This is a genomic window from Halomonas sp. ATBC28 (assembly GCF_005937175.1).
Lineage (GTDB): Bacteria > Pseudomonadota > Gammaproteobacteria > Pseudomonadales > Halomonadaceae > Vreelandella > Vreelandella titanicae.
Genome location: NZ_VCQL01000011.1, coordinates 148769 through 170253, shown reverse-complemented (window position 1 = coordinate 170253; position 21485 = coordinate 148769). Strand labels below are relative to the sequence as shown.

Here is a 21485-nt window from a genome sequence, read left to right as displayed (position 1 = left end):
TCAGCAGGAATAAATTGATGCACTCCCTCACTCAAGTTGAAGGTACGTTTGTTGATGTCGATGGCCGCTATGTCATCGTGGTCGGCCGTTTTAACCATCACGTGGTCGATAGCCTGGTGGAAGGCGCCGTCGACAGCTTGACCCGTCACGGTGTCGACGCCGAGCATATCCACATTGTTCACGTGCCGGGCGCCTGGGAACTCCCGCTGGCGGTGAAGCGCGTGTTGAAGGTAATGAAACCCGACGCAGTGATTGCCCTGGGCGCGGTCATTCGCGGTGGCACACCGCATTTTGAATACGTGGCGGGCGGCTGTAATACGGCGATTAATCACTTACAGCTTGAGTTTGATACCCCGGTGGCTAATGGTGTGTTAACCGTTGAAACCATTGAGCAAGCGATTGAGCGTGCAGGCACCAAGGCCGGTAACAAAGGCACCGAAGCTGCCATGGCCGCGATGGAAATGGTCTCTCTGCTCCGTGCGCTACCGTCAGGAGATACCCAATGAGCGAGCGTAAACCCTCTGCCGCTCAGCAGGGCCGCCACGCGGCGCGGGAATTAACGGTGCAGGGGCTTTATCAATGGCACATGACGGGTAAATCTATTACCACCATTGAAGCCGAGTTTCGTAGCCAGGTCGCCGACGATGACCTGGAAGATCACGAAAATTGGGTCAAGGTGATGGAGATCGCCGACAAGGCGCTGTTTCACGAGTTACTCCATAATACCGTGCGGTTCAAAGCGGAACTGGATCGTGAAATCTCTCCCCTGCTAGACCGCCGCTTAGAAGATCTCGATGCGGTAGAGTTGGCCATCCTACGGTTGGGCGCTTACGAGCTTTCCCGCCGCATGGAAGTACCTTATCGTGTCGTCATTAACGAAGGCGTTGAGCTGGCTAAGTCATTTGGCGCCACCGATGGCCATAAATACGTGAACGGCATTCTCGACAAGCTGGCTATTCGCTTGCGCAGTGCCGAGGTCAGCGCTCGTCGTCTCTGAACGCGAGCGGTATGACAATGCGTTTAAGGGGCCTTTGTGCTTGCCGAATTTGATTTGATTCGACGCTACTTTATGTCGTCGCAGGAGGCGTCGGCTGCGTCAAATGGCGTCACACTGGGATGTGGAGACGACGCCACGCTGCTGTTGCCGCAAGCAGGCCAACAGTTGGTCGTGAGCGTTGATACCTCGGTGGTGGATGTACACTTTCCCCGCGAAGCATCAGCATTTGCGGTGGGTCACCGTGCCTTGGCCGTTGCGCTGAGCGATCTGGCCGCCATGGGGGCGACTTCGCGTTGGTGTTTGATGGCGTTAACCCTTGATCAGCGCCAGTTTACCAATGATGAAGCCACCCATGCTTGGCTTACAGACTATGCGCGAGGCTTTCATACGCTTTGTCAGCAGCACGCCACCACGCTGGTGGGGGGCGATGTCACTTCCGGTGCGCTTTCCATAGGCGTTACTGTGATGGGTGAACTCCCGGTGGGCGAAGCCTTGACCCGTAGCGGTGCCCAGGCGGGAGATCTGATCGCTGTCACCGGTGCACTAGGTGGTGGGGCAGGCGGGCTGGCGCTTTGGCAGCAGGGCGAGCGCGATCTGGCGCATCCATTGTTAAGTCGCTACCTATTGCCACAACCGCGCTTAGCGGCGGGCCTGGCGTTGCGCGACTTAGCCACCGCTGCACTGGATATCTCCGATGGGCTACTGGCCGACTTGGCGCATATTCGCGACGCTTCGCAGGTCGGAGCCGTCATCGCGCTAGACGCCTTACCACTGGCGGACGAACTGGAAAGCTCCCTAGGTCGGGAAGCTGCACTAAAGGCGGCACTTTCAGGCGGGGATGATTACGAACTGCTTGTTACCCTCGGCGCTGACGACGTCGCAGAGGCGCAACAGCGTTTAGCGCCATTGGGTCTAGCGCTGACCGTCATTGGCCACTGTAGTGAAGCGTTAGGCGTTACTGCCTCTGGCCAGAGTGAACTGAGTCGTTATGTCAGCGGCTATGCCGGCTGGCAGCATTTTAGTGGGGAAGCGCCATGAATCGTGCACCTAAAAGTGTCTGGCGCCGTCCAACACATTTTTTTGCCTTTGGCTTAGGCAGCGGCGCTGTGCCTTGGGCACCGGGTACCTTTGGCACGCTAGCGGCCATTCCGTTCTACTGGATGATGGCGGAACTGCCCCTGGGGTGGTACCTGAGTATTTGTTTTGTCACCTTTGTTATTGGCGTTTGGCTATGTGATAAAACGTCCCACGATTTAGGGGTACACGACCACTCGGGTATCGTGTGGGATGAGTTTGTGGGTTACTGGCTAACCATGGCGGCGGTGCCTTTTTCGTGGGAGGCTGCGCTATGGGGATTTGTGGTATTTCGCATCTTCGATGTCTTTAAGCCCTGGCCGATTCGCTGGGCTGACCGCCGCGTGGCGGGCGGCTTTGGTATTATGATCGATGACGTGATGGCTGGGGCCTACGCCTGGAGTACTATGCACCTGTGGTTCTGGCTACACTAAGCTTGGTGAGTGGTGAGTGGTGAGTGGTGAGTGGTGAGTGGTGAGTGGTGAGTGGTGAGTGGTGAATAGTGATCAGGAGCGGTTGATAACTTTTTTCGAGCGCATTGGCTGCAAGGCGTTGGCTTCAAGGAGGTAGCATGCGCAAGGAACGTCTGATTGTCCCCACGCTGGCGATTATAGCCGTAGTGTGGATGGCAGCGCAGCTACTCTCCAGTGTGCTGTTTGAGCGCAGTCTACGCCAAGCGCTCGAAGATCTGGAGGCGCGGGGCGAGTGGCGCGTCAATCGTACTGAGAGTCATCAAGGGTGGTTAAGCTCCCAAGGCAGGGTGATACTGTCACCGCTTTTGGGTCGACCCTGGCGCCTTGAGCTCACGTATAGCGCGCGGCACGGTATTTTAAGCACGGATGTCGAAGGCACCGTACTACCACGTCTCGATACCGTTCTGCAGCAAGCCGTGGGTGAGGTCACCGCCCCCTCTGTGCCGCGTTGGCAGGGGCGCTATCACACCCTTAGCGGTCATAGCGAATTGCGCCTTGCCCTTGCCCCCTTTGTGATTCAACAAAATGGCCGCGATTTAGCCGTCCGCGGTGGTCGGCTGCGCTTGGAAGGCGTGTTTGGCGATTGGCGACTACGCGCGTTATTTGATCAACTTACCCTGACCGACGGTATGGCCCAGCTTGCGATAGGCCCCACGGTGCTCGAAAGCCGCTATACTTATATTGATGATGCTTACCACTTTGCTCAACGCGATCACCTGCATATTGAAACGCTGACGCTCAGCTACCCCTCCTACGATATCCAGTTTTCACCTCTCGATCTAAACAGCCATATGGTGCTGGATGAGAGCGAACTCCGTATCAAAGGCGAGCTTGAAGTGGGCGATGTGATGGTGCCTTCTCAAGCGCCGGACATGCCGTTGCTCAATGGCCGCATAGAGATGGAACTTTCGCGTTTGAATGCCGATGCGGTTCGCCAAGTGATTCGTCGTTTGCGTCAGGAAGCCGCCTGGGGAGACGCTAGTCTACCTATGGCCGAAGGGTTGCTGGCCCGTTTAGAGCCGGATCTGCGCAAAGTGCTTAGCGACTCGCCGCGTTTAGATGTCACGACCGTTGCTATCGATAGCCCGCTGTTGGGTATTCGCCTGGATGCGGATGGCGCGCTGTTTTTTGATGCCCGCCAGTTGGATGAGCTGAGTGTGGTTAACCTCGATAAAAAGAAAGAGCAGGCGAAATGGCTGGAGCGCATTGATGGCGACTTTACCTGGCACGATGCGCCTACCGTCGCCGCATTATGGTTAGGTCTGCCCCTGGGCACTCGGGAGCTGCAGTTTGATGTGGTGCGTGGCGTTTGGCGTATCAATGGGCGCCCGATGCCCGAGCTTTGGCCTCAATAATTTTAAAAGAAAAGTTTACCTACGGTCGCAGGGAGCGCCGCTAAACTGACTGTTCTACTCGCGAAGGGTTGAAGTTTTGGCCCACTGCCCGCATTCCATGGACAACACTAGGCGGTTCTCACCGCCGGTATCGGTTCATTGGAGGACGCATGAGCGACCAGGATTACGAACACGACGCTGAACATCTTGATTGGCAACTTGATGATGAGCAGTCATCCACTACTGATGACACCCCCGTTAGTGAAGAGAGTAGTGAAGACAGTGGTGCAAACCACTCTAACGAACAGACTGAAAAAAGCTCTCAAGAGCCCGATAGTAAGCAGGGAGGAAGTGAGTACCGCTCAGACGGCGAGCGGGTAAACTCTCTGGTGCCCGCTAGTGAAATGCTGCCCGAACGCATTTACCTCCTGCCTATTCATAACCGGCCGTTCTTCCCCGCCCAGGTACAGCCGCTGGTGATTAATCGTGAGCGCTGGGAAGAGACCATGCGCCGTGTGGGTAACACGCCGCACCACACATTGGGTGTTGCCTTTGTGGGCGAGCAGGGTGTCACCTCACTGGATCACGAAGGTTTTCCGGAGATCGGTACTGCGGTCAAAGTGCACAAACTTAAGGGCGAAGACGATCAGATTCAGTTTATCGCTCAAGGGCTTCAGCGCTTTAAAATTACCCGCTGGCTCTCCAAAGAGCCGCCTTACCTCGTCGAGGTGACCTACCCTAAAGAGCCGGTTGATGCGGAGAACGAAGAGACCCGCGCCTACGCCATGGCGATCATCAACGGCATTAAAGAGCTGCTGCCGATTAACCCGCTGTACGGTGAAGAACTCAAGCACTACCTCAACCGCTTTAGTCCTCATCAGCCGGGGCCGTTGACCGATTTTGCCGCCGCTATTACCTCCGCCAAAGGCCCCGAACTTCAGGATGTGCTGGCAACACTTTCGGTAGAAGAGCGGATGCAGAAAGTGCTGCCGCTGCTGCGGAAAGAGATCGATGTTGCGTTGCTACAGGGCGAGATCAGCGAGCAGGTAAACGCGCAAATGCAGGATCGCCAGCGCGAGTTCTTCCTGCGCGAGCAGCTCAAGGTCATCCAGCGTGAATTGGGTATCTCCAAAGGTGATCGAGAAAACGATGTAGATACCTTTAGAGCGCGTTTGGAGTCACTGGTAGTGCCCGAGCGTGTTCAATCGCGTATTGACGATGAGCTTAATAAGCTCAGCGTGTTGGAAACCGGTTCGCCGGAGTATGGCACCACGCGTAACTACCTGGATTGGTTAACCTCGCTGCCCTGGGGAGTGACCAGCCAGGATCAGTTGGATCTACCCCATGCCCGCCAGGTGCTGGATCGCGACCACGACGGTTTGAAAGACGTTAAAGAGCGTATTATCGAATTTCTGGCCGAGGGTACTTTCAAAGGCGACGTAGGCGGCTCGATTGTATTGTTGGTAGGCCCTCCTGGGGTAGGCAAAACCTCCATCGGACGTTCGATCGCCGAAGCCTTAGGGCGCCAGTTTTACCGTTTCTCAGTCGGTGGTATGCGCGATGAAGCGGAAATTAAAGGCCATCGGCGTACCTATGTGGGCGCTATGCCCGGCAAACTGGTGCAAGCCTTTAAAGAGGTCGAGGTCGAAAACCCCGTTATCATGCTGGATGAAATCGATAAGCTCGGGCAGTCCTTTCAGGGCGATCCAGCATCGGCGCTGCTGGAAGTACTTGATCCCGAACAGAACGTCGATTTCCTTGATCACTATCTTGATGTGCGCATGGACCTCTCCAAGGTGCTGTTTATCTGCACTGCCAACACGCTTGATTCGATTCCAGGGCCGCTGCTTGACCGTATGGAGCAGATCCGCCTCTCCGGTTATATCGCTGAAGAGAAGCTGGCGATTGCCAAGCACCACCTGTGGCCGAAGCTGCTCAAGCGCGACAACCTGACGAAAAAGAGGATCAGCCTCTCCGATGCGGCTTTAAAGCAGGTCATTGAAGGCTACGCCCGGGAAGCCGGAGTGCGCCAGCTGGAGAAGCAACTGCACCGCATTGTGCGTAAATCGGCCGTTAAACTGCTCGAAGAGGAGTCTGAAACGGTCAAGATATCAGTTAAAAACCTGGAGGAGTTCTTAGGTGCGCCGATTTTCCGTAAGGAGAAAGTGCTTACCGGCGAAGGGGTAGTGACCGGCCTGGCGTGGACTTCCATGGGGGGGGCAACATTGCCCATCGAAGCAGGCAAAGTACACTCACTGGATCGTGGTTTTAAACTGACCGGTAAGTTAGGCGAAGTGATGCAGGAGTCCGCCAATATCGCTTACAGCTATACCCTGGGCCACCTGCAGGAGTATGGTGCCGATACCGACTTCTTTGACTCGGCGTTTGTACACTTGCACGTACCCGAGGGCGCCACGCCGAAAGATGGCCCTTCGGCGGGTGTCACCATGACCACGGCGCTGCTCTCGCTGGCCAAGCACCATGCGATCGATAGGCCTTTGGCGATGACCGGCGAACTAACGTTAACCGGCCAAGTGCTCCCCGTTGGCGGTATTCGTGAGAAAGTCATTGCCGCGCGACGCAGCGATATTTTTGAATTGATTTTGCCCGACGCCAACAAGCGCGATTACGAAGAGTTGCCGGACTACCTGAAAGAGGGCATGACGGTGCACTTTGCCAAGCGCTACCGTGATGTGGCAGATGTCGTGTTTGGCCGAAAATAGAGCGTTGATTTTATTTGCAGCAATGGCTATCTAACCTTTTAAAGCGTCTTACGAGAGTAAGGCGCTTTTTTTACATTTGTTCACTGGTTTGCCGAGATGATCTATAGCGATAATGACCTATGCTTTTATAAAAATTAAGAATATCTAATTCTTGGAGAACTAATGCGCAATAACCAGCCCGTGACGCAGCGTGAGTATGTTCTGAGTGAGGAAGCGGTGCTGATTTCCCGCTCGGATTTAAAGGGCAATGTGACCTACGCCAACCCTACTTTTGTTGAGGTCAGTGGCTATAGCCGTGAAGAACTCATTGGCTCTCCCCATAACCTCCTTCGTCACCCTGATATGCCTGAAGCTGCTTACAAGGATTTCTGGAAAACCATCCAAGCGGGGACAACCTGGCAAGGCGTGGTTAAAAATCGGCGTAAAAATGGCGATCACTACTGGGTGAATGCCACCGTGGCGCCGCTGCGGGACGGTGAGCGCATCGTCGGCTACACTTCCGTGCGCCGCAAAGCGTCAGAAAAAGCCATTAACCAGGCAGAAAAAATCTATGCCGAGATTCGCGAAAAAGGTAAATCCCGCCACTACGCACTAGCCCATGGCACGCTGCGGCGTAAAGGCTTGACTGGAATGCTGTCGCGCTTTCAGTTCACTAGCCTGAAAGCCAAGCTCATCAGTATGGTGGTGGCGTCGCTGCTGCTACTCTGTCTTTCGGGTGGGTTGGGAGTCTCTGCGCTGTTACTCTCCGGCGAGCGGCTGGAAACCATTAATCGCTCAGGTTTGAGCGATGTCGCCTCGCTGCAGAATATCGAACGCTATATTGGTCAAACGGTTGGCACGCTGGAACCTGCGGTACGAAGCCCTCGTCGGGCTGACCTGGAGGCCGTCAACGCAGACATTGGCCAGTATACCGATGCCATGCAGACGCTGTGGGCGGGCTACTATGCGGATGCGACGGTCACTGATGAGACCGCCCAGGCTTTTGATAGTGCTCTGAATACCTGGATTGATGCGGTGCAAACCGCCCTTGTGGCGATTGAAGAGGGTAATGGGTTCGCGGCCTTTGAGGCCTTGAATGACGTGGTGGTGCCGACCACAGAGTCGCTGCGCGAGATGAACAGCACCTTGGTTGAGCAGGTGCGTGCCGATGCCGAATTGCTGGTGACCGAGGCACAAAGCGGGCGTCAGCAAATGCTGATAGCGCAGCTGGTGCTACTGGCGGTAGGCTTTTTAGTCATGATCGGCTTGAGTGTAATGATTCTGAAATCCGTGTTTCGCAGCTTGTCGGGCGCGCGGTATATCACTTTCCAAATTGCCGCGGGTAACTTGGCCGCCCGTGAACGTCGTCAAACTAACGACGAGTTGGGCGAGCTGCTCTACTCCCTGGACACCATGCGTTTTAGCCTCTCCAGCATCGTGGGCGATGTAGAGAATCGTGTCTCAGTGGTTACTCCGGCGATTCAGCAGATAGCCGCTGAAAATGAGGAACTCTCTTCGCGCACTGAGCAGCAGGCGTCGTCGCTTCAGCAGACCGCTTCGAGTATGGAGGAGATGACCTCGACGGTTCAGCAGAACACCGATAATGCCCGCCAGGCGACTGATCTGGCAGTGCAGAACGCTGCCAGCACCAAGGAAACCGGTCAGCAAATGCAAAAGCTGGTGGAGCGCATGCAGCGTATCGCCCAGAGTGCTGAAAAGATGACCGAGATGATCAGCGTGATCGACGGCATTGCCTTTCAAACTAATATTTTGGCACTCAACGCCTCGGTTGAGGCTGCGCGTGCTGGTGAACATGGACGCGGCTTTGCGGTAGTCGCCAGCGAAGTGCGCAATCTAGCTGGTCGCAGTGCAGATGCCGCCCAGGAAATTCGCAAGATGATTGATAGCACTACTCAGGAAGTCAGCGGTGGTCGTAGTGCGGTAGAGCAGGCGGAGCGGGCGATTGAGGAAGTCTCTCAGCAGGTGAGTCGAGTCAGTGAGCTGATGGAGTCGATCAGCACTGCGTCCAGCGAGCAGAGCAGTGGGATCGGTCAAATTAACTCGGCGATTGCCGAAATGGATCTTGTGACCCAGCAGAACGCTTCAAAAGTTCAGTCGATTGCGGCGTCAGCGGACAATCTCTCCCTCGAAGCCTTTGAACTCGCTAACGTGGTCGATGCATTCCGTTTGGAAGGCGCTCAAGACGAGAACATCAAAGAGGCGCGGGCGAAGTTACAGCGCGCCAACCAGGCACTCAGTAAAGCAACTCAGCAATTGACAGCCCCTTCAGAGCAGCGTGCTAAGACACCCGCAACACAGCCTCGCGCTGACCAGTGGGAAGCGTTTTAGCCCGGTAGACGACACTGTTAGGTGCTTGATTTCCCTTTATTCGGTTTTATGACATGCCACCCTTCGCGGTGGCATATTTCATGCATTACCTCTAATTGAAAAGGCTTAGCGTTAGGAGCCTGTCTGGCTTGGCCGATCGTCGCGAGAAGCATAGATTCGCAGTAGATCAGTGTTAAGTCGGACAGGCTCCTAGGGAACCGCTAATCCTAAAGATGGCACAAGCCTTCAATAAAAAAGTAGGGGGTCTCAATGCATAATGCCGCACAAGCAGCATCCACTATTTATGAATTAGCCGATGACGAAGTGTTGATCTCACGCTCGGATCTGCAGGGCAGAATCACCTACGCCAACCAAACCTTCGTGGAGGTGAGTGGTTACACGCTGGACGAGATCATGGGTGAACCCCATAGTCTGTTCCGCCACCACAGCATGCCCAAGGCGGTTTTTCAGAACCTGTGGGAAACCATTGAAGCCGGTAAAACCTGGCAGGGGCTGATCAAGAATCGCCGCCAAACGGGAGAAGCGTATTGGATGCATACCACCATCGCGCCGCTGCTCGATGGTAACCGCGTGGTGGGCTATACCTCTATCCGGCGTAAAGCGGCGGATAGAGCCATTGCCCGGGCAGAGCGGGTATACGCTGCAATGCAACAGGGCAAAACACGTGGTTTCAAGCTGCATTATGGTGCAATACGCCACACCGGTCTGCGTGGATGGGTAAAGCGTTTTAGTTTCAGCAGTATGCAGGCCAAACTAATGGGCATGGTGCTGGCTTCGGTGGTTTTACTAGTCATCGCAGGGGCGGCGGGGGTGTATGGCTTAACCAGTTCCGCTGAACGCTTACGCACTCTCAATCAAACGGGCCTTGAAGGCATTACCGACCTTCAGCAGATAGGCCAGCGGGTTAGCCAAGCCATTCAGGCGTTAGAACCGGCGGTGCGCAACCCGAGGCGGGCGGATCTTGATGCTCTTGAAAGCCAGTTAACCACCATGAGTGCCGACATTGAGCAGTCGTGGCAAGGCTATACTGCAGAGCGCGAAACCGGCGGTGTGCAAGAGGGCCTAGCGGCACATCTCACCACTTTTATTGAAAGTGCCGATACCACCCTGACGGCTATCCGCGATGGTAACGGCTTTGCTGCTTTTGAAGCCTTTAATGACAACGTGCAGCCCACCTCTGAAAGTATTAGTGCCACTATCAATGTATTGGTTGAACAGGAACGCACGGCTGCGCATACGCTGATGGACAATGCCGAACAGCAGCAACAGGTATTATTGTACGGTCAGTTGGGCGTGCTGCTGCTGGGTATTGTGTTAATGGTGGGGCTGAGCATGGCGGTACTCAAATCGCTGATTAAATCACTCAACGAGGCGCGCCGGGTAACGTTCCAAATTGCCGCGGGTAACCTCGCCAACCGAGTGACTTTAAAGCGTAATGACGAGTTAGGCGAGTTGCTGAGTTCGCTGGAAACCATGCGCGCTAGCTTATCGGGGCTGATTACCGAGGTGGGCAACAAAGTCGATGTGGTGACACCTGCGTCCGAACATATCAAACAGCAGAATGAAGACCTGGCATCGCGCACTGAGCAGCAGGCCTCCTCGCTTCAGCAAACTGCCTCTAGCATGGATCAGATGACGGCGACCGTGCAACAAAACAGCGAAAACGCCCGTCAGGCCAATCAACTGGCCATGCAAAATGCCACCACCAGCCGCGAAACCGGCGAGCGCATGCAGGCGCTAGTCGAACGCATGGAGCGTATCGCTGCCAGCGCCGATAAGATGACCGACATTATTAGCGTCATCGACGGCATCGCTTTTCAAACCAATATTCTGGCGCTGAATGCCTCAGTAGAAGCTGCTCGGGCTGGCGAGCAGGGGCGTGGTTTTGCAGTTGTGGCAAATGAGGTGCGTAGCTTGGCCGGGCGTAGCGCTGATGCGGCTGGCGACATTCGTCGTTTAATCGACTCCTCCTCCCAGGAGATTAGCGGCGGTGCCCAAGCGGTGAAGGAGGCCGAAGCCGCTATCGATCAGGTAGTGACTCAGGTAATGAGAGTCAGCGATATCATGGAAGAGATCAGCACCGCCTCCGATGAGCAGAGCAACGGTATCGCGCAAATCAATACCGCCGTCGCGGAGATGGATCATGTCACCCAGCAGAATGCCTCCAAGGTACAGTCGATTTCCAGCGCTGCTCAAGACCTCACCCGCGAAGCGCTGAGCCTGGCCAACGTTATCGCCGCCTTTCGCTTAGAGGGCGCTGCCGAAGAGAGCAGTGAGACTGCTCGCGAGCGCTTGCTTAAACAAGCAGGGCTTGGCTCCACGCCCCCATTAGCGTCATCTCCCACATTAGCCTCGCCCCAAAACTCCCCGACTCAGCGTACTGCCCAAGCCCAGCCAGCCGAAGAGGCGTGGGCGACCTTCTGATGAATCGGCGCCATGGAGGGCGCTTTACTTCCTATCGGGTCTCGTGATTTAGCCTCTACATCCAGCCTCCACATCTAGTCTCTGCGCATTGCTCATGCCACAATCAAAAGCCACTGATATTTTTCAGAATTAGTCTAGCCTGCAGCCTTGCGTGCTGTGGGCTAATAAAAAATAGAGCCTAGCTATTTATTAGAGAGTAGAGGACACCATGCCAGAGTATCGCTCACGTACCACCACCGCTGGCCGCAATATGGCCGGTGCCCGCGCGCTGTGGCGTGCCACGGGTATGCAGGACGGCGACTTTCAAAAGCCGATTATCGCGGTAGCCAACTCCTTTACCCAGTTTGTGCCGGGCCATGTGCATTTAAAGGATATGGGCCAACTGGTGGCGCGGGAGATTGAGAAAGCCGGGGGCGTCGCCAAAGAGTTCAACACCATTGCGGTGGACGATGGTATCGCTATGGGCCACGACGGCATGCTCTACTCGCTGCCCAGCCGCGACCTGATCGCTGACAGCGTTGAGTATATGTGCAACGCCCACTGCGCCGATGCGCTGGTATGTATTTCCAACTGCGACAAAATCACCCCAGGAATGCTGATGGCCGCTCTACGCCTCAATATTCCGGTTATCTTTGTTTCCGGCGGCCCCATGGAAGCGGGTAAAACCAAGCTTCTCAACCACGGGCTGGATCTCGTCGATGCCATGGTGATGGCCGCCGACGACAGCGTGGATGATGACACCCTGGCGGAAGTAGAGCGCAGCGCCTGCCCCACCTGCGGCAGTTGTTCGGGCATGTTTACCGCCAACTCCATGAACTGCTTAACCGAAGCGCTGGGTCTGGCCTTGCCCGGCAACGGTACCGTCTTGGCGACTCACTCGGATCGTCGTCGCCTGTTTGAAACCGCTGGCCATCGCATTGTCGAGCTGGCCAAGCGCTATTACGAAGGCGAAGAAGCCCACCTGCTGCCGCGTGCCATTGCCTCCAAGGCGGCGTTCAAAAACGCCATGACCCTGGATATCGCCATGGGCGGCTCTACCAACACTATTCTTCACTTCCTGGCGGCGGCCCAGGAAGCCGAGGTGGACTTCACCATGGCCGATATCGACCGCCTCTCCCGTGAAGTGCCCCAACTCTGTAAAGTGGCGCCCAATACCCAGAAGTACCATATCGAAGACGTCCACCGTGCAGGTGGCATTATGGCCATCCTGGGGGAACTGGATCGTGCCGGAGTGCTGGATACCTCGGTGCCCACCGTGTATGGCGACAGCCTGAAAGCGGCGCTGGAAGAGTGGGATATCATGCGCTCGCCAAGCGCGGAAGTGGTTGAGTTCTTTAAAGCCGGGCCGGGTGGCATCCCTACCCAAGTGGCATTTTCCCAAAGTGCCCGCTGGCCGAGTTTGGATGGTGACCGTGCCACCGGCTGTATTCGTGACCTTGAGCACGCCTTCTCCCAGCAGGGTGGCCTGGCCGTGCTTTACGGCAATATCGCGCTGGATGGCTGCGTGGTCAAAACCGCCGGGGTCGATGACTCGATCCTGGTCTTTGAAGGCCCCGCCCATGTGGTGGAGTCTCAGGATCAGGCAGTCGCCGATGTGTTGGCGGATAAGGTCAAAGAGGGTGATGTCGTCGTGATTCGTTACGAAGGCCCGAAAGGGGGGCCTGGCATGCAGGAGATGCTCTACCCAACTTCCTATCTTAAATCCAAAGGGTTAGGCAAGGCCTGCGCGCTACTGACTGACGGGCGCTTCTCTGGCGGCACTTCAGGGCTCTCTATTGGCCATGTTTCTCCTGAAGCAGCGGCGGGCGGTGCGATTGGATTGATTGAGCAGGGCGATCTGATCCGCATCGATATCCCCAATCGGGCGATTAACGTCAAACTGACCGATGCCGAGCTGGCGGCCCGCCGCGAGGCAATGGACGCCAAGGGTGCCACTGCCTGGAAGCCTGCCGAGCAGCGTCCCCGCAAGATCACTCCGGCACTTAAAGCCTATGCGCTGTTGGCGACCTCCGCTGACAAAGGGGCTGTTCGGGATCTAAGCAAACTCGACTGATATACGCAGCTGAAACATGCAGCTGAAACATGCAATAAGCCCGAGTAAGGAATCAAATGAAGGCGATTATAAACGTTGGATTAGTCGGCTACGGTTTCGCTAGCCAAACCTTCCACGCACCGCTGATCCAGGCCACGGAAGGCCTGGATTTGGTCGCGGTCTCTTCAAGCGATGCCGCCAAGGTGCAGGCGTCACTGCCGGATGTTGAGGTAGAGGCTCAGGCATTAGCACTTTGCCAGCGCAGTGATATTGACCTGATCGTTATTCCCACTCCTAACGATACCCACTTTTCCCTCGCCAAAGCCGCTCTCTCGGCGGGCAAGCACGTAGTGGTCGATAAGCCGTTCACGGTGACCCTGTCAGAAGCCAAGCTGCTCAAAAAATTGGCGGATGATAAAGAGCGTCTATTGTCGGTGTTTCATAACCGTCGTTGGGACAGCGATTTCTTGACCGTTAAGGCCCTGCTTGAGGCGGGGACGCTAGGACGTCTGGTCAATTTCGAATCCCATTTCGATCGTTTCCGTCCGGAGGTTCGCGATCGCTGGCGCGAGAAGGCCACCCCCGGTGGCGGCATCTGGTTTGATCTGGGGCCGCATTTATTAGATCAAGCCTGCGAGCTGTTTGGCATGCCCCAGGCTATTCTGCTGGAACTCGGCATGCTGCGAGATGGCGCCCAGGCTGACGATGACTTCCTCGCGCTGCTCGATTACGAAAGCTTTCGCGTTACCTTGGCGGCGGGCACGCTGGTGGCCGAACCGACACCGCGCTTCCGGATTAATGGCACCCAAGGCAGCTTCATAAAATACGGCTTAGACCCTCAAGAGGATCGCTTAAAAGCAGGCGAAGTGCCGACATCCCTGTGGGGCGAAGATACTCAACATGGCACCCTGACACTGCGCGAAGGGGAGGGGGATAACGCACCGCTAACGCGTCGTGAGCTTCCTACCCTGCCGGGCGACTACCTGGCCTATTACCAAGGTATAGCCGCCGCTATCCGCGATAAGGAGCCACTACCGGTCAGCGCCGATGATGCCCTGCGCTCAATGTCCTTGCTGGAAGCCGGGCTGGATAGCCACCGCCAGCGCCGCTGGATCGCATTGAAAACTCATCTTTAGAGAGAGGGGCGGGGGATTAGTCGCTTTTGCGTGTGAGGAGCCTTCTTATTATGTCATTGCGAGGAGCGTAGCGACGCGGCAATCTCAACCAGCGGCGGCAGTATAACCCCGAGATTGCTTCGCTTCGCTCGCAATGACAAAAATGAGGTAGCTTCGCTCACGATGACATCGACCCACCTCGAGCGAAGCTACTGCCTACTTAGATACTTCAAAGCAAATCCGTCGCACTATTGCGTTTCTCTTCCCGCAACCTATCCCGGGCGATATAGAGCGCGGCGATAGCGCGGGCTTCGTGAAAATCCTCGCGCAGTAGTAGGGCGGGTAGCTCCTCGATGGCGTGGGTTTCCACAATCAATGGCTCTGGCTCATCCCCTGGCAGGCGCTTGGGGTACAGGTCGGTGGCGAGGAGTACCTGCATACGGTGGCGCATATAGTTGGGTGCCAGCGAAAGCTCGACCAGCGGTTCAATGCGGTGAGCGCCAACGCCACACTCCTCCATCAACTCGCGGTTAGCCGCGGTAATGATATCTTCGCCAGGGTCGACTAATCCCTTTGGCAGGGTGAGCACATAATCTTCAAATCCAGCGGCGTATTCACGTATCAGCAGCACGTGGTCTGGGTCGGGCATCGCCACCATCATCACTGCGCCGCGGTCAGCGCCGGTCAAGCGCTCAAATTGGCGCTCTTCTCCGTTAGAAAAACGCAAATCAAGCGACTCAATCTGGAATAAACGGCTCTGGGCCACGCTCTTGCGAGCCAAAATTTGCGGCTTTTGCTGGTAGCCCGAACGCTTAGCACTGGCACCTTCAGGGTGATTGAAGGTGTCGCGAGTTGGGGGGGGCGTAGACATAAAAGTGGGCCTCCATGGCTGGTAAAAGGCGGTTAAGCTACAATAGCACGCTTACTCCTAACGTGACTGGAGCGGCAATGATTGATTGGCGCGAGATAGACACCGTCCTCTTGGATATGGACGGCACGCTGCTGGATTTACACTTCGACAGCCACTTTTGGCTCGAGCACCTGCCGCGGCGCTACCGCGAACTGCACCAACTGGATGAAGCCTCCCAGGAGGCGCTGCGCGCGCGTATTATCGGCGAGCAGGGCACCTTAAACTGGTACAGTCTGGCGTACTGGAGCCGCGAGCTGGGCGTGGATATCGTCGCTCTGAAGCGCGAAGTCCAGCACTTGATAGGCCTGCGTAGCGATGCTCTGGATTTCCTCAAATGGCTCAAACAGGCCCACCCGAGGGTCGTGCTCGCCACTAACGCGGATCGTGCGAGTCTTGCCCTGAAGCTGCCGCTCACCGGTTTGGAAAGTTACCTGGACGCGATCGTCTCTTCCGAGGACGTAGGAGCCGCCAAAGAGGAGCAGGCGTTTTGGTTTGCGCTACAAGACATCGAAGCCTTTGATCCCACGCGTACGCTGTTTATCGACGACAACGCCCGTGTACTCGAGAGCGCTCGTGAGTTTGGCATTAAGCATTTACTGGGCATTAAACAGCCCGACAGCCAGCGGCCTGAAAAAGAGCTGCAAGAATTTATTGCCCTCGATCGCTTTGCCCACCTGCTACCCGAACAGCTTCCTGAACAGGTGTCAGCAACCCAAGGAGTGCCTAAATGAGTGAGAGCGTACGCTTGGATAAATGGCTGTGGGCCGCACGCTTTTTTAAGACCCGCGCACTGGCTAAAAAAGCTATCGAGGGCGGGAAAGTGAATTACGACGGCGGTCGCGCTAAAACCAGCAAGCAGGTGGAAGTCGGTGCGCTTATTCGCGTGCCCCAGGGCTGGGAGATATTGGAGGTCGAGGTCTTATCGCTTTCGGATCAACGCCGCGGGGCACCAGAAGCGCGCACGCTCTATGCAGAAACCGAAGAGAGCGTGCAGCGTCGTGCTAAAGAGGCCGAAGCAAGACGCCTCACTAACGAAGCGATGCAGCATCCTCTCAAGCGCCCCGACAAAAAGCAGCGCCGCGATATCCAGCGCTTCCAGCGCCATCAGGGTGAGTAAGCCCACGCAGTTATATCTTTGCCGCCCTTCAATATTTGCTGTTCTAAAACACTAGGTTGCCAAATTATGTCCGATCAAATTCAACGTTTTATGTTCGATCACACCAATGTCCGCGGCGAGATCGTCACCCTGGCGGCCGCCTACCACGAAGTGCTGGATCGTCATGCCTACCCTCCGGCGGTGAATGAGCTGTTGGGCGAGCTATTAGCCGCCGTGGCGTTGCTTACCGATACCGTGAAATTGGATGGCACGTTGAGTATCGAGGTACGTGGACGCGGCGTTCTGTCACTGTTAATGGCCGAGTCCAACCCCGGTGGTGAACTGCGCGCGATTGCCCGCATAGCAGAAGACGCCGCACTGCCCAGCGAGCACGCCAGCTTCCGCGAACTAGTGGGAGAAGGCCAGATCGTGATTACCCTCGATCCCCGTGAGGGCCACCGCTATCAAGGTATTGTGGCGTTGGATCAAGAGACCCTGGGCGGCTGCCTGGAAGCCTATTTCAGCCAATCCGAGCAACTGCCAACCCGCCTCTGGCTGGCCGCCGATGAGAAGCGTGCGGGCGGGTTACTGCTGCAGCGGCTACCAGAAGAGTCACAAAACCAGGATGTCGATGCCTGGGATCGCAGCGTACAGCTAGCCGATACGATCAAAACGGAAGAACTGCTCGGCCTTGAGCAGCGCGAGGTGCTGCATCGTCTCTATCACGAAGAGACCGTGCGTGTTTTTGAACCCAAAGCACTGCGCTTTGGCTGCACCTGCTCCCGTGAGCGTATGAGCTACGCGTTGCACTCTCTGGGTAAAGAGGAACTGCGGGATATTTTGCACGAGCAGGGAGCTATTGATACCCAATGCCACTTTTGCCACACGAAATATCACTACACAGCAGCGGATATTGAAACTTTGTTGGACGACCCTGACGCACCACCGCCCACGATTCACTAAGTGTGTAGTCGAAAGCGTATATCAGGGTGTTTACCAGCAGTGCTAGGAGCGCCAATGGATTCAATGAATTTGGTGTTTCGTGCAAACGGATGTTTGAATTTTTACTGCGCTGCAACACAAAATGTAGTGCCTTTGTAGTAGTTTAACTACAAGATATTTGATCTGCGCCCCCGTTTCCTGGGGGCTTTCTTTTTGCCATAATGCGCCGAACTTCAGCGCGCCCAGCCGGTTTCACAGTGGCTGGGATGAACATCAAGGCGTCGGTGACGCCCGGTAAACCGAGAGAAGCCCAGGAATCGAAATGACCACGACTCAAGCCGCTCCCCAATCCCACGTTAATCTCAGCAGCGCCGAACTAGTCGAGCGCGCAGTGGCACGTGGCGAAGGCCGCCTCTCAGCCAACGGCGCCTTGGTAGTCAAGACCGGCCTGCGTACCGGTCGCTCACCGAAAGACCGCTATATCGTTGATGAGCCCTCCACTAGCAGCCAAATCGATTGGGGCAACGTTAACCAGCCCTTCGACGCCGGCAAGTTCAACGCCCTGTGGGATCGAGTCAATGACCACCTGGTCAGCCAAGAGCATTTTGTCTCTGAGCTGCACGTGGGCAGTGATTCCACTCACTACCTGCCGGTGCGCGTCACCACCGAAACCGCTTGGCAAAACCTGTTTGGCCGCACCATGTTTGTACGCCCTCAGGCCTACAACCAAGCAGTTAAAGACGAGTGGACGATTCTTAACGCCGCAGGCTTTGAGTGTGACCCTACTCGCGATGGCACCAACTCTGACGGCTGCGTGATCATCAACTTCGCCGAGAAAAAAGTGCTTATCGCGGGTATGCGCTACGCCGGTGAAATGAAGAAAGCCATGTTCTCGGTGCAGAACTTCCTGCTGCCAGCTGCCGACGTACTGCCCATGCACTGCTCGGCGAACGTGGGTGAAGATGGCGAAACCTGTCTCTTCTTCGGTCTCTCTGGCACCGGTAAAACCACGCTCTCGGCGGATCAGGCGCGCTTCTTGATCGGCGATGACGAACACGCTTGGGGGGATGGGGTCGTCTTCAATATGGAAGGTGGCTGCTACGCCAAGTGTATCGATCTTTCCGAGAAGAACGAGCCGGTCATCTGGAACGCCATCAAGTTTGGCACCGTACTGGAAAACGTGGTGCTGGACGACCGTCGTGAGCCTGATTACGCCGACGATAGCCTGACCCAAAACTCCCGTGCCGCGTACCCGTTAGAGCACGTTGAGAAGCGCGTAGCGGAAAACCTGGCTGGCGAGCCGAATGCCATCGTGTTCCTGACCTGCGATATGTCCGGCGTGCTGCCCCCAGTGTCGATTCTTTCCAAAGAAGCCGCGGCGTATCACTTTCTGTCTGGCTACACCGCTAAAGTGGGTTCCACTGAAATGGGCTCCTCTGAAGGCTTGGCCGCCACATTCTCTACCTGCTTTGGCGCACCGTTCTTCCCGCGTCCTGCCCGTGAGTACGCTGATCTACTGATCAAGCGTGTCGAGAAAAAAGACGCCCAGGTATATCTGGTTAATACCGGCTGGACTGGCGGTGCTTACGGCGAAGGTGGCGCACGCTTCTCCATTCCGACCACACGTGCCATCATCAGCGCGATTCAGTCTGGCGTGCTGCGCGACATCGAGACCAAGCACATCGATGGGCTCAATCTGCAAGTGCCGCTTGCCGTGCCGGGCGTTGATTCCAGCCTGCTCGACCCGCGTGAAACCTGGCAAGACCGTGACGCCTACGACCGCCACCTCAAAGACCTGGCGACCAAATTCGTCGATAACTTCAAGAAATTTGAAGGCGTCAATGAGGCCATTATCCAGGCAGGCCCCCAACTGACCTGAGCATCAGTTGATGACTTGGACGTCAGTTGACCAGCGTGTCAGGCCGCTAGAAAAAGCAGCAGAAAAAGTAGCGTGCCAGTGTAAGTAAGTCGCACCCAATAGCGACTAAACTACACAGAAATGATCGACCTCAGAATGGGACAGCGCCACGGCACTGTCCCATTTTTATTGGCTCTTTTGCTGGCCGATTATTTTCCTTGCCAATTTCTGGGGAGTGATTCTCATGAAAAGACGTCAATTTTTAGGCCTGGCCGGACTAACCGGCGCGGTCGGGGTGATACCTGGACTGTCATTTGGCTTTCCACGGCTTGACCTGGAAGCTGCACCAGGCCTGGAGCCACTGGAGTTGAGTGAAGCCGAATGGCGTGAACGACTCTCCGATGAAGCCTTTGATGTACTCCGAAAGGCAGGCACTGAGCCCGCCTTTTCAAGCCCGTTGGACAAGGAGTGGGGGGATGGTGAATACCGCTGCGCTGGCTGCGATCTGTTACTCTTCACCAGTGAAATGAAATATGATTCCGGTACCGGTTGGCCAAGCTTTTTCGAACACGTGGAAGGGCATATGCTGACCGAGCTGGACTTCAAGCTGGTTTGGCCCCGTACCGAATACCACTGCGCCCGCTGCGGTGGCCATCAGGGCCACGTCTTCGAAGATGGCCCCGAACCCACCGGCCTGCGCTGGTGCAACAATGGCGTTGCCTTGCGCTTCGTGCCTGCTGAATCGAGCTAGGCTGCCGAGCGGGGGGAGGATAGAACAATCATTAGGAGTGTTGCGTGAAAGGTTGGCTCCAACAACGATGGACTCGAAAGAAACTCGCCAGCATCCATAACCTGCATGATGCTGAGCGGCTGGCCCGAAAAGTGTTGCCCAGGCCAATTTTTGGCTATATCGACCATGTGGCCGAGGATGGGCGAACCCAGCGAGCCAACCTAACCGCTTTTGATGATTACCGCTTTTTGCCCAAGGCGTTTGTCAACGTCTCGCAGATTGATCTGCACACCGAACTTTATGGCAAACGCTACACTGTTCCGTTCGGTATCGCCCCCATGGGCATTAGTGCGCTATCAACTTACCAGGGCGACTTAGTGCTGGCTCGGGCAGCAGCAAAGCGCAACCTGCCCATGGTTATGAGTGGTTCATCGCTGGTGCCCATGGAGGAGGTGGCTAAGGTGGAGGGGGCCGACTGGTTTCAGGCCTACCTGCCCGGTACCCCAGAAGGTATCGAGGCCCTGCTCGAGCGGATCAAGCGAGCCGGCTTCAAGAAGCTGGTGGTAACGCTTGATTACCCGGTGCCGCCCAACCCCGACAATTTCCGCCGTTCGGGGTTTTCATCCCCTCTCGAGCCAACCCTTCGCCTAGCGTTTGACGGTCTGATACGACCAGGCTGGCTTTGCAATACCTTCCTGCGCACCTTGTGGAAGCACGGCATGCCGCATTTTGAAAACAACTATGCCGAGCGGGGCGCGCCCGTTATCTCCCGACAAGCAGCGCGGGACTTTTCGGGGCGACGCCATTTTGACTGGGGTTATCTCGATCTTGTACGGCGCCTGTGGCCCGACACCTTGATTGTCAAAGGGATATTAAACCCGGAAGACGCAGTACGTGCTCAGCAAGCAGGGGTTGATGGCATTATTCTTTCAAACCATGGCGCACGCCAGTTGGATTGCACCATTTCCCCGCTCCAGGTGCTGCCCGAGATCAAGCGTCGCGTTAGTGATATCCCCATTATGATCGACAGCGGCTTCCGGCGTGGCTCCGATGTGATCAAGGCGCTGGCATTGGGGGCTGATTTTGTCTTTGTGGGGCGTCCTTTCAACTATGCCGCCGCCTGCGCAGGGCAGGCTGGGGTAGAGCATGTCGCCGATCTTTTACAGCGTGAAATTGAGCGCAATATGGCTTTGCTAGGGCTGACCAGTCTCTCACAGCTAGACCGCTCCTGCCTCTACCTATCAACAGTGTGATTACGTGCCTCGGCCATGTGCATAACGTGCACATCCCCTTGGAATCCCCACATCCATGTGCATGCGAGATTTAGTAGCGCGTGGTAAGCCTAAGGCGCACCCGCGGAAGCAGCGCGAAGCGGTGCCGGAGTTTGGCTGAAGTGCCATTGGGCGTCGTGCCGACGCCTCCCGCGGGTGCCTACGAACGCTCGCTGAA

The 21485-nt window shown here is 56.1% G+C and carries 17 protein-coding genes; 16 read left to right on the top strand and 1 reads right to left on the bottom strand.

Annotation, left to right across the window (positions count from 1 at the left end):
- The first annotated feature begins 17 nt into the window (after nucleotides 1–17).
- From ribE to E0L35_RS14400, 10 genes are all read left to right on the top strand, one after another.
- Nucleotides 18–506 (top strand): 6,7-dimethyl-8-ribityllumazine synthase, encoded by a 489-nt coding sequence (ribE, locus tag E0L35_RS14445; protein WP_007114490.1) that lies wholly within the window; start codon nucleotides 18–20, stop codon nucleotides 504–506.
- Nucleotides 503–997 (top strand): transcription antitermination factor NusB, encoded by a 495-nt coding sequence (gene nusB, locus E0L35_RS14440; RefSeq protein ID WP_007114491.1) that lies wholly within the window; start codon nucleotides 503–505, stop codon nucleotides 995–997. The genes ribE and nusB overlap by 4 nt, the downstream gene beginning before the upstream one ends.
- A gap of 36 nt (nucleotides 998–1033) precedes the next feature.
- A complete protein-coding gene (gene thiL, locus E0L35_RS14435; RefSeq protein ID WP_022519724.1) occupies nucleotides 1034–2035 on the top strand; it encodes a thiamine-phosphate kinase in 1002 nt (333 codons plus the stop codon).
- Nucleotides 2032–2505, top strand: a complete 474-nt coding sequence (locus tag E0L35_RS14430) for a phosphatidylglycerophosphatase A (RefSeq protein WP_022519723.1) — start codon at nucleotides 2032–2034, stop codon at nucleotides 2503–2505. Before thiL ends, E0L35_RS14430 begins: the two co-directional genes overlap by 4 nt.
- 137 nt (nucleotides 2506–2642) lie before the next feature.
- Nucleotides 2643–3899, top strand: coding sequence for a DUF945 family protein (locus E0L35_RS14425; RefSeq protein WP_022519722.1), 1257 nt, complete (start codon nucleotides 2643–2645; stop codon nucleotides 3897–3899).
- A gap of 149 nt (nucleotides 3900–4048) precedes the next feature.
- Nucleotides 4049–6601: an endopeptidase La gene (gene lon / locus E0L35_RS14420; RefSeq protein WP_138800640.1), complete on the top strand. Its 2553-nt coding sequence runs from the start codon at nucleotides 4049–4051 to the stop codon at nucleotides 6599–6601.
- Between the two features lie 162 nt (nucleotides 6602–6763).
- Entirely contained in the window at nucleotides 6764–8929 is a 2166-nt protein-coding gene (locus tag E0L35_RS14415; RefSeq protein WP_041157914.1) for a PAS domain-containing methyl-accepting chemotaxis protein, read from the top strand.
- A 249-nt stretch (nucleotides 8930–9178) separates the two neighbouring features.
- Nucleotides 9179–11353: a methyl-accepting chemotaxis protein gene (locus tag E0L35_RS14410; RefSeq protein WP_138800639.1), complete on the top strand. Its 2175-nt coding sequence runs from the start codon at nucleotides 9179–9181 to the stop codon at nucleotides 11351–11353.
- A gap of 208 nt (nucleotides 11354–11561) precedes the next feature.
- Nucleotides 11562–13406, top strand: coding sequence for a dihydroxy-acid dehydratase (ilvD, locus tag E0L35_RS14405; RefSeq protein ID WP_138800638.1), 1845 nt, complete (start codon nucleotides 11562–11564; stop codon nucleotides 13404–13406).
- 56 nt (nucleotides 13407–13462) lie between these two features.
- Entirely contained in the window at nucleotides 13463–14521 is a 1059-nt protein-coding gene (locus E0L35_RS14400) for an oxidoreductase (protein ID WP_138800637.1), read from the top strand.
- 208 nt (nucleotides 14522–14729) lie between these two features.
- Here the strand turns inward: E0L35_RS14400 and nudE are convergent, their stop codons facing one another.
- Complete coding sequence (gene nudE / locus E0L35_RS14395) at nucleotides 14730–15371, bottom strand: ADP compounds hydrolase NudE (protein WP_022519716.1); 642 nt, start codon at nucleotides 15369–15371, stop codon at nucleotides 14730–14732.
- Between the two features lie 77 nt (nucleotides 15372–15448).
- Between nudE and yrfG the strand changes: the two genes are divergently transcribed.
- From yrfG to E0L35_RS14365, 6 genes are all read left to right on the top strand, one after another.
- Nucleotides 15449–16141, top strand: coding sequence for a GMP/IMP nucleotidase (yrfG, locus tag E0L35_RS14390; protein ID WP_027958816.1), 693 nt, complete (start codon nucleotides 15449–15451; stop codon nucleotides 16139–16141).
- Nucleotides 16138–16527 carry a S4 domain-containing protein gene (locus tag E0L35_RS14385; protein WP_022519714.1) on the top strand — a complete coding sequence of 130 codons (390 nt, stop codon included), beginning with the start codon at nucleotides 16138–16140 and terminating at the stop codon, nucleotides 16525–16527. Before yrfG ends, E0L35_RS14385 begins: the two co-directional genes overlap by 4 nt.
- A gap of 66 nt (nucleotides 16528–16593) precedes the next feature.
- The gene (gene hslO / locus E0L35_RS14380; RefSeq protein ID WP_022519713.1) at nucleotides 16594–17469 is read left to right on the top strand and encodes an Hsp33 family molecular chaperone HslO; all 876 of its coding nucleotides are present in this window, start codon (nucleotides 16594–16596) and stop codon (nucleotides 17467–17469) included.
- A gap of 301 nt (nucleotides 17470–17770) precedes the next feature.
- Entirely contained in the window at nucleotides 17771–19327 is a 1557-nt protein-coding gene (locus E0L35_RS14375) for a phosphoenolpyruvate carboxykinase (RefSeq protein ID WP_027958817.1), read from the top strand.
- Between the two features lie 223 nt (nucleotides 19328–19550).
- Nucleotides 19551–20057, top strand: coding sequence for a peptide-methionine (R)-S-oxide reductase MsrB (msrB, locus tag E0L35_RS14370; protein WP_022519711.1), 507 nt, complete (start codon nucleotides 19551–19553; stop codon nucleotides 20055–20057).
- Nucleotides 20058–20101: 44 nt separating this feature from the next.
- On the top strand, nucleotides 20102–21289 hold the full coding sequence (locus E0L35_RS14365; RefSeq protein WP_138800636.1) for an alpha-hydroxy acid oxidase: 1188 nt from the start codon (nucleotides 20102–20104) through the stop codon (nucleotides 21287–21289).
- Nucleotides 21290–21485 lie beyond the last annotated feature (196 nt).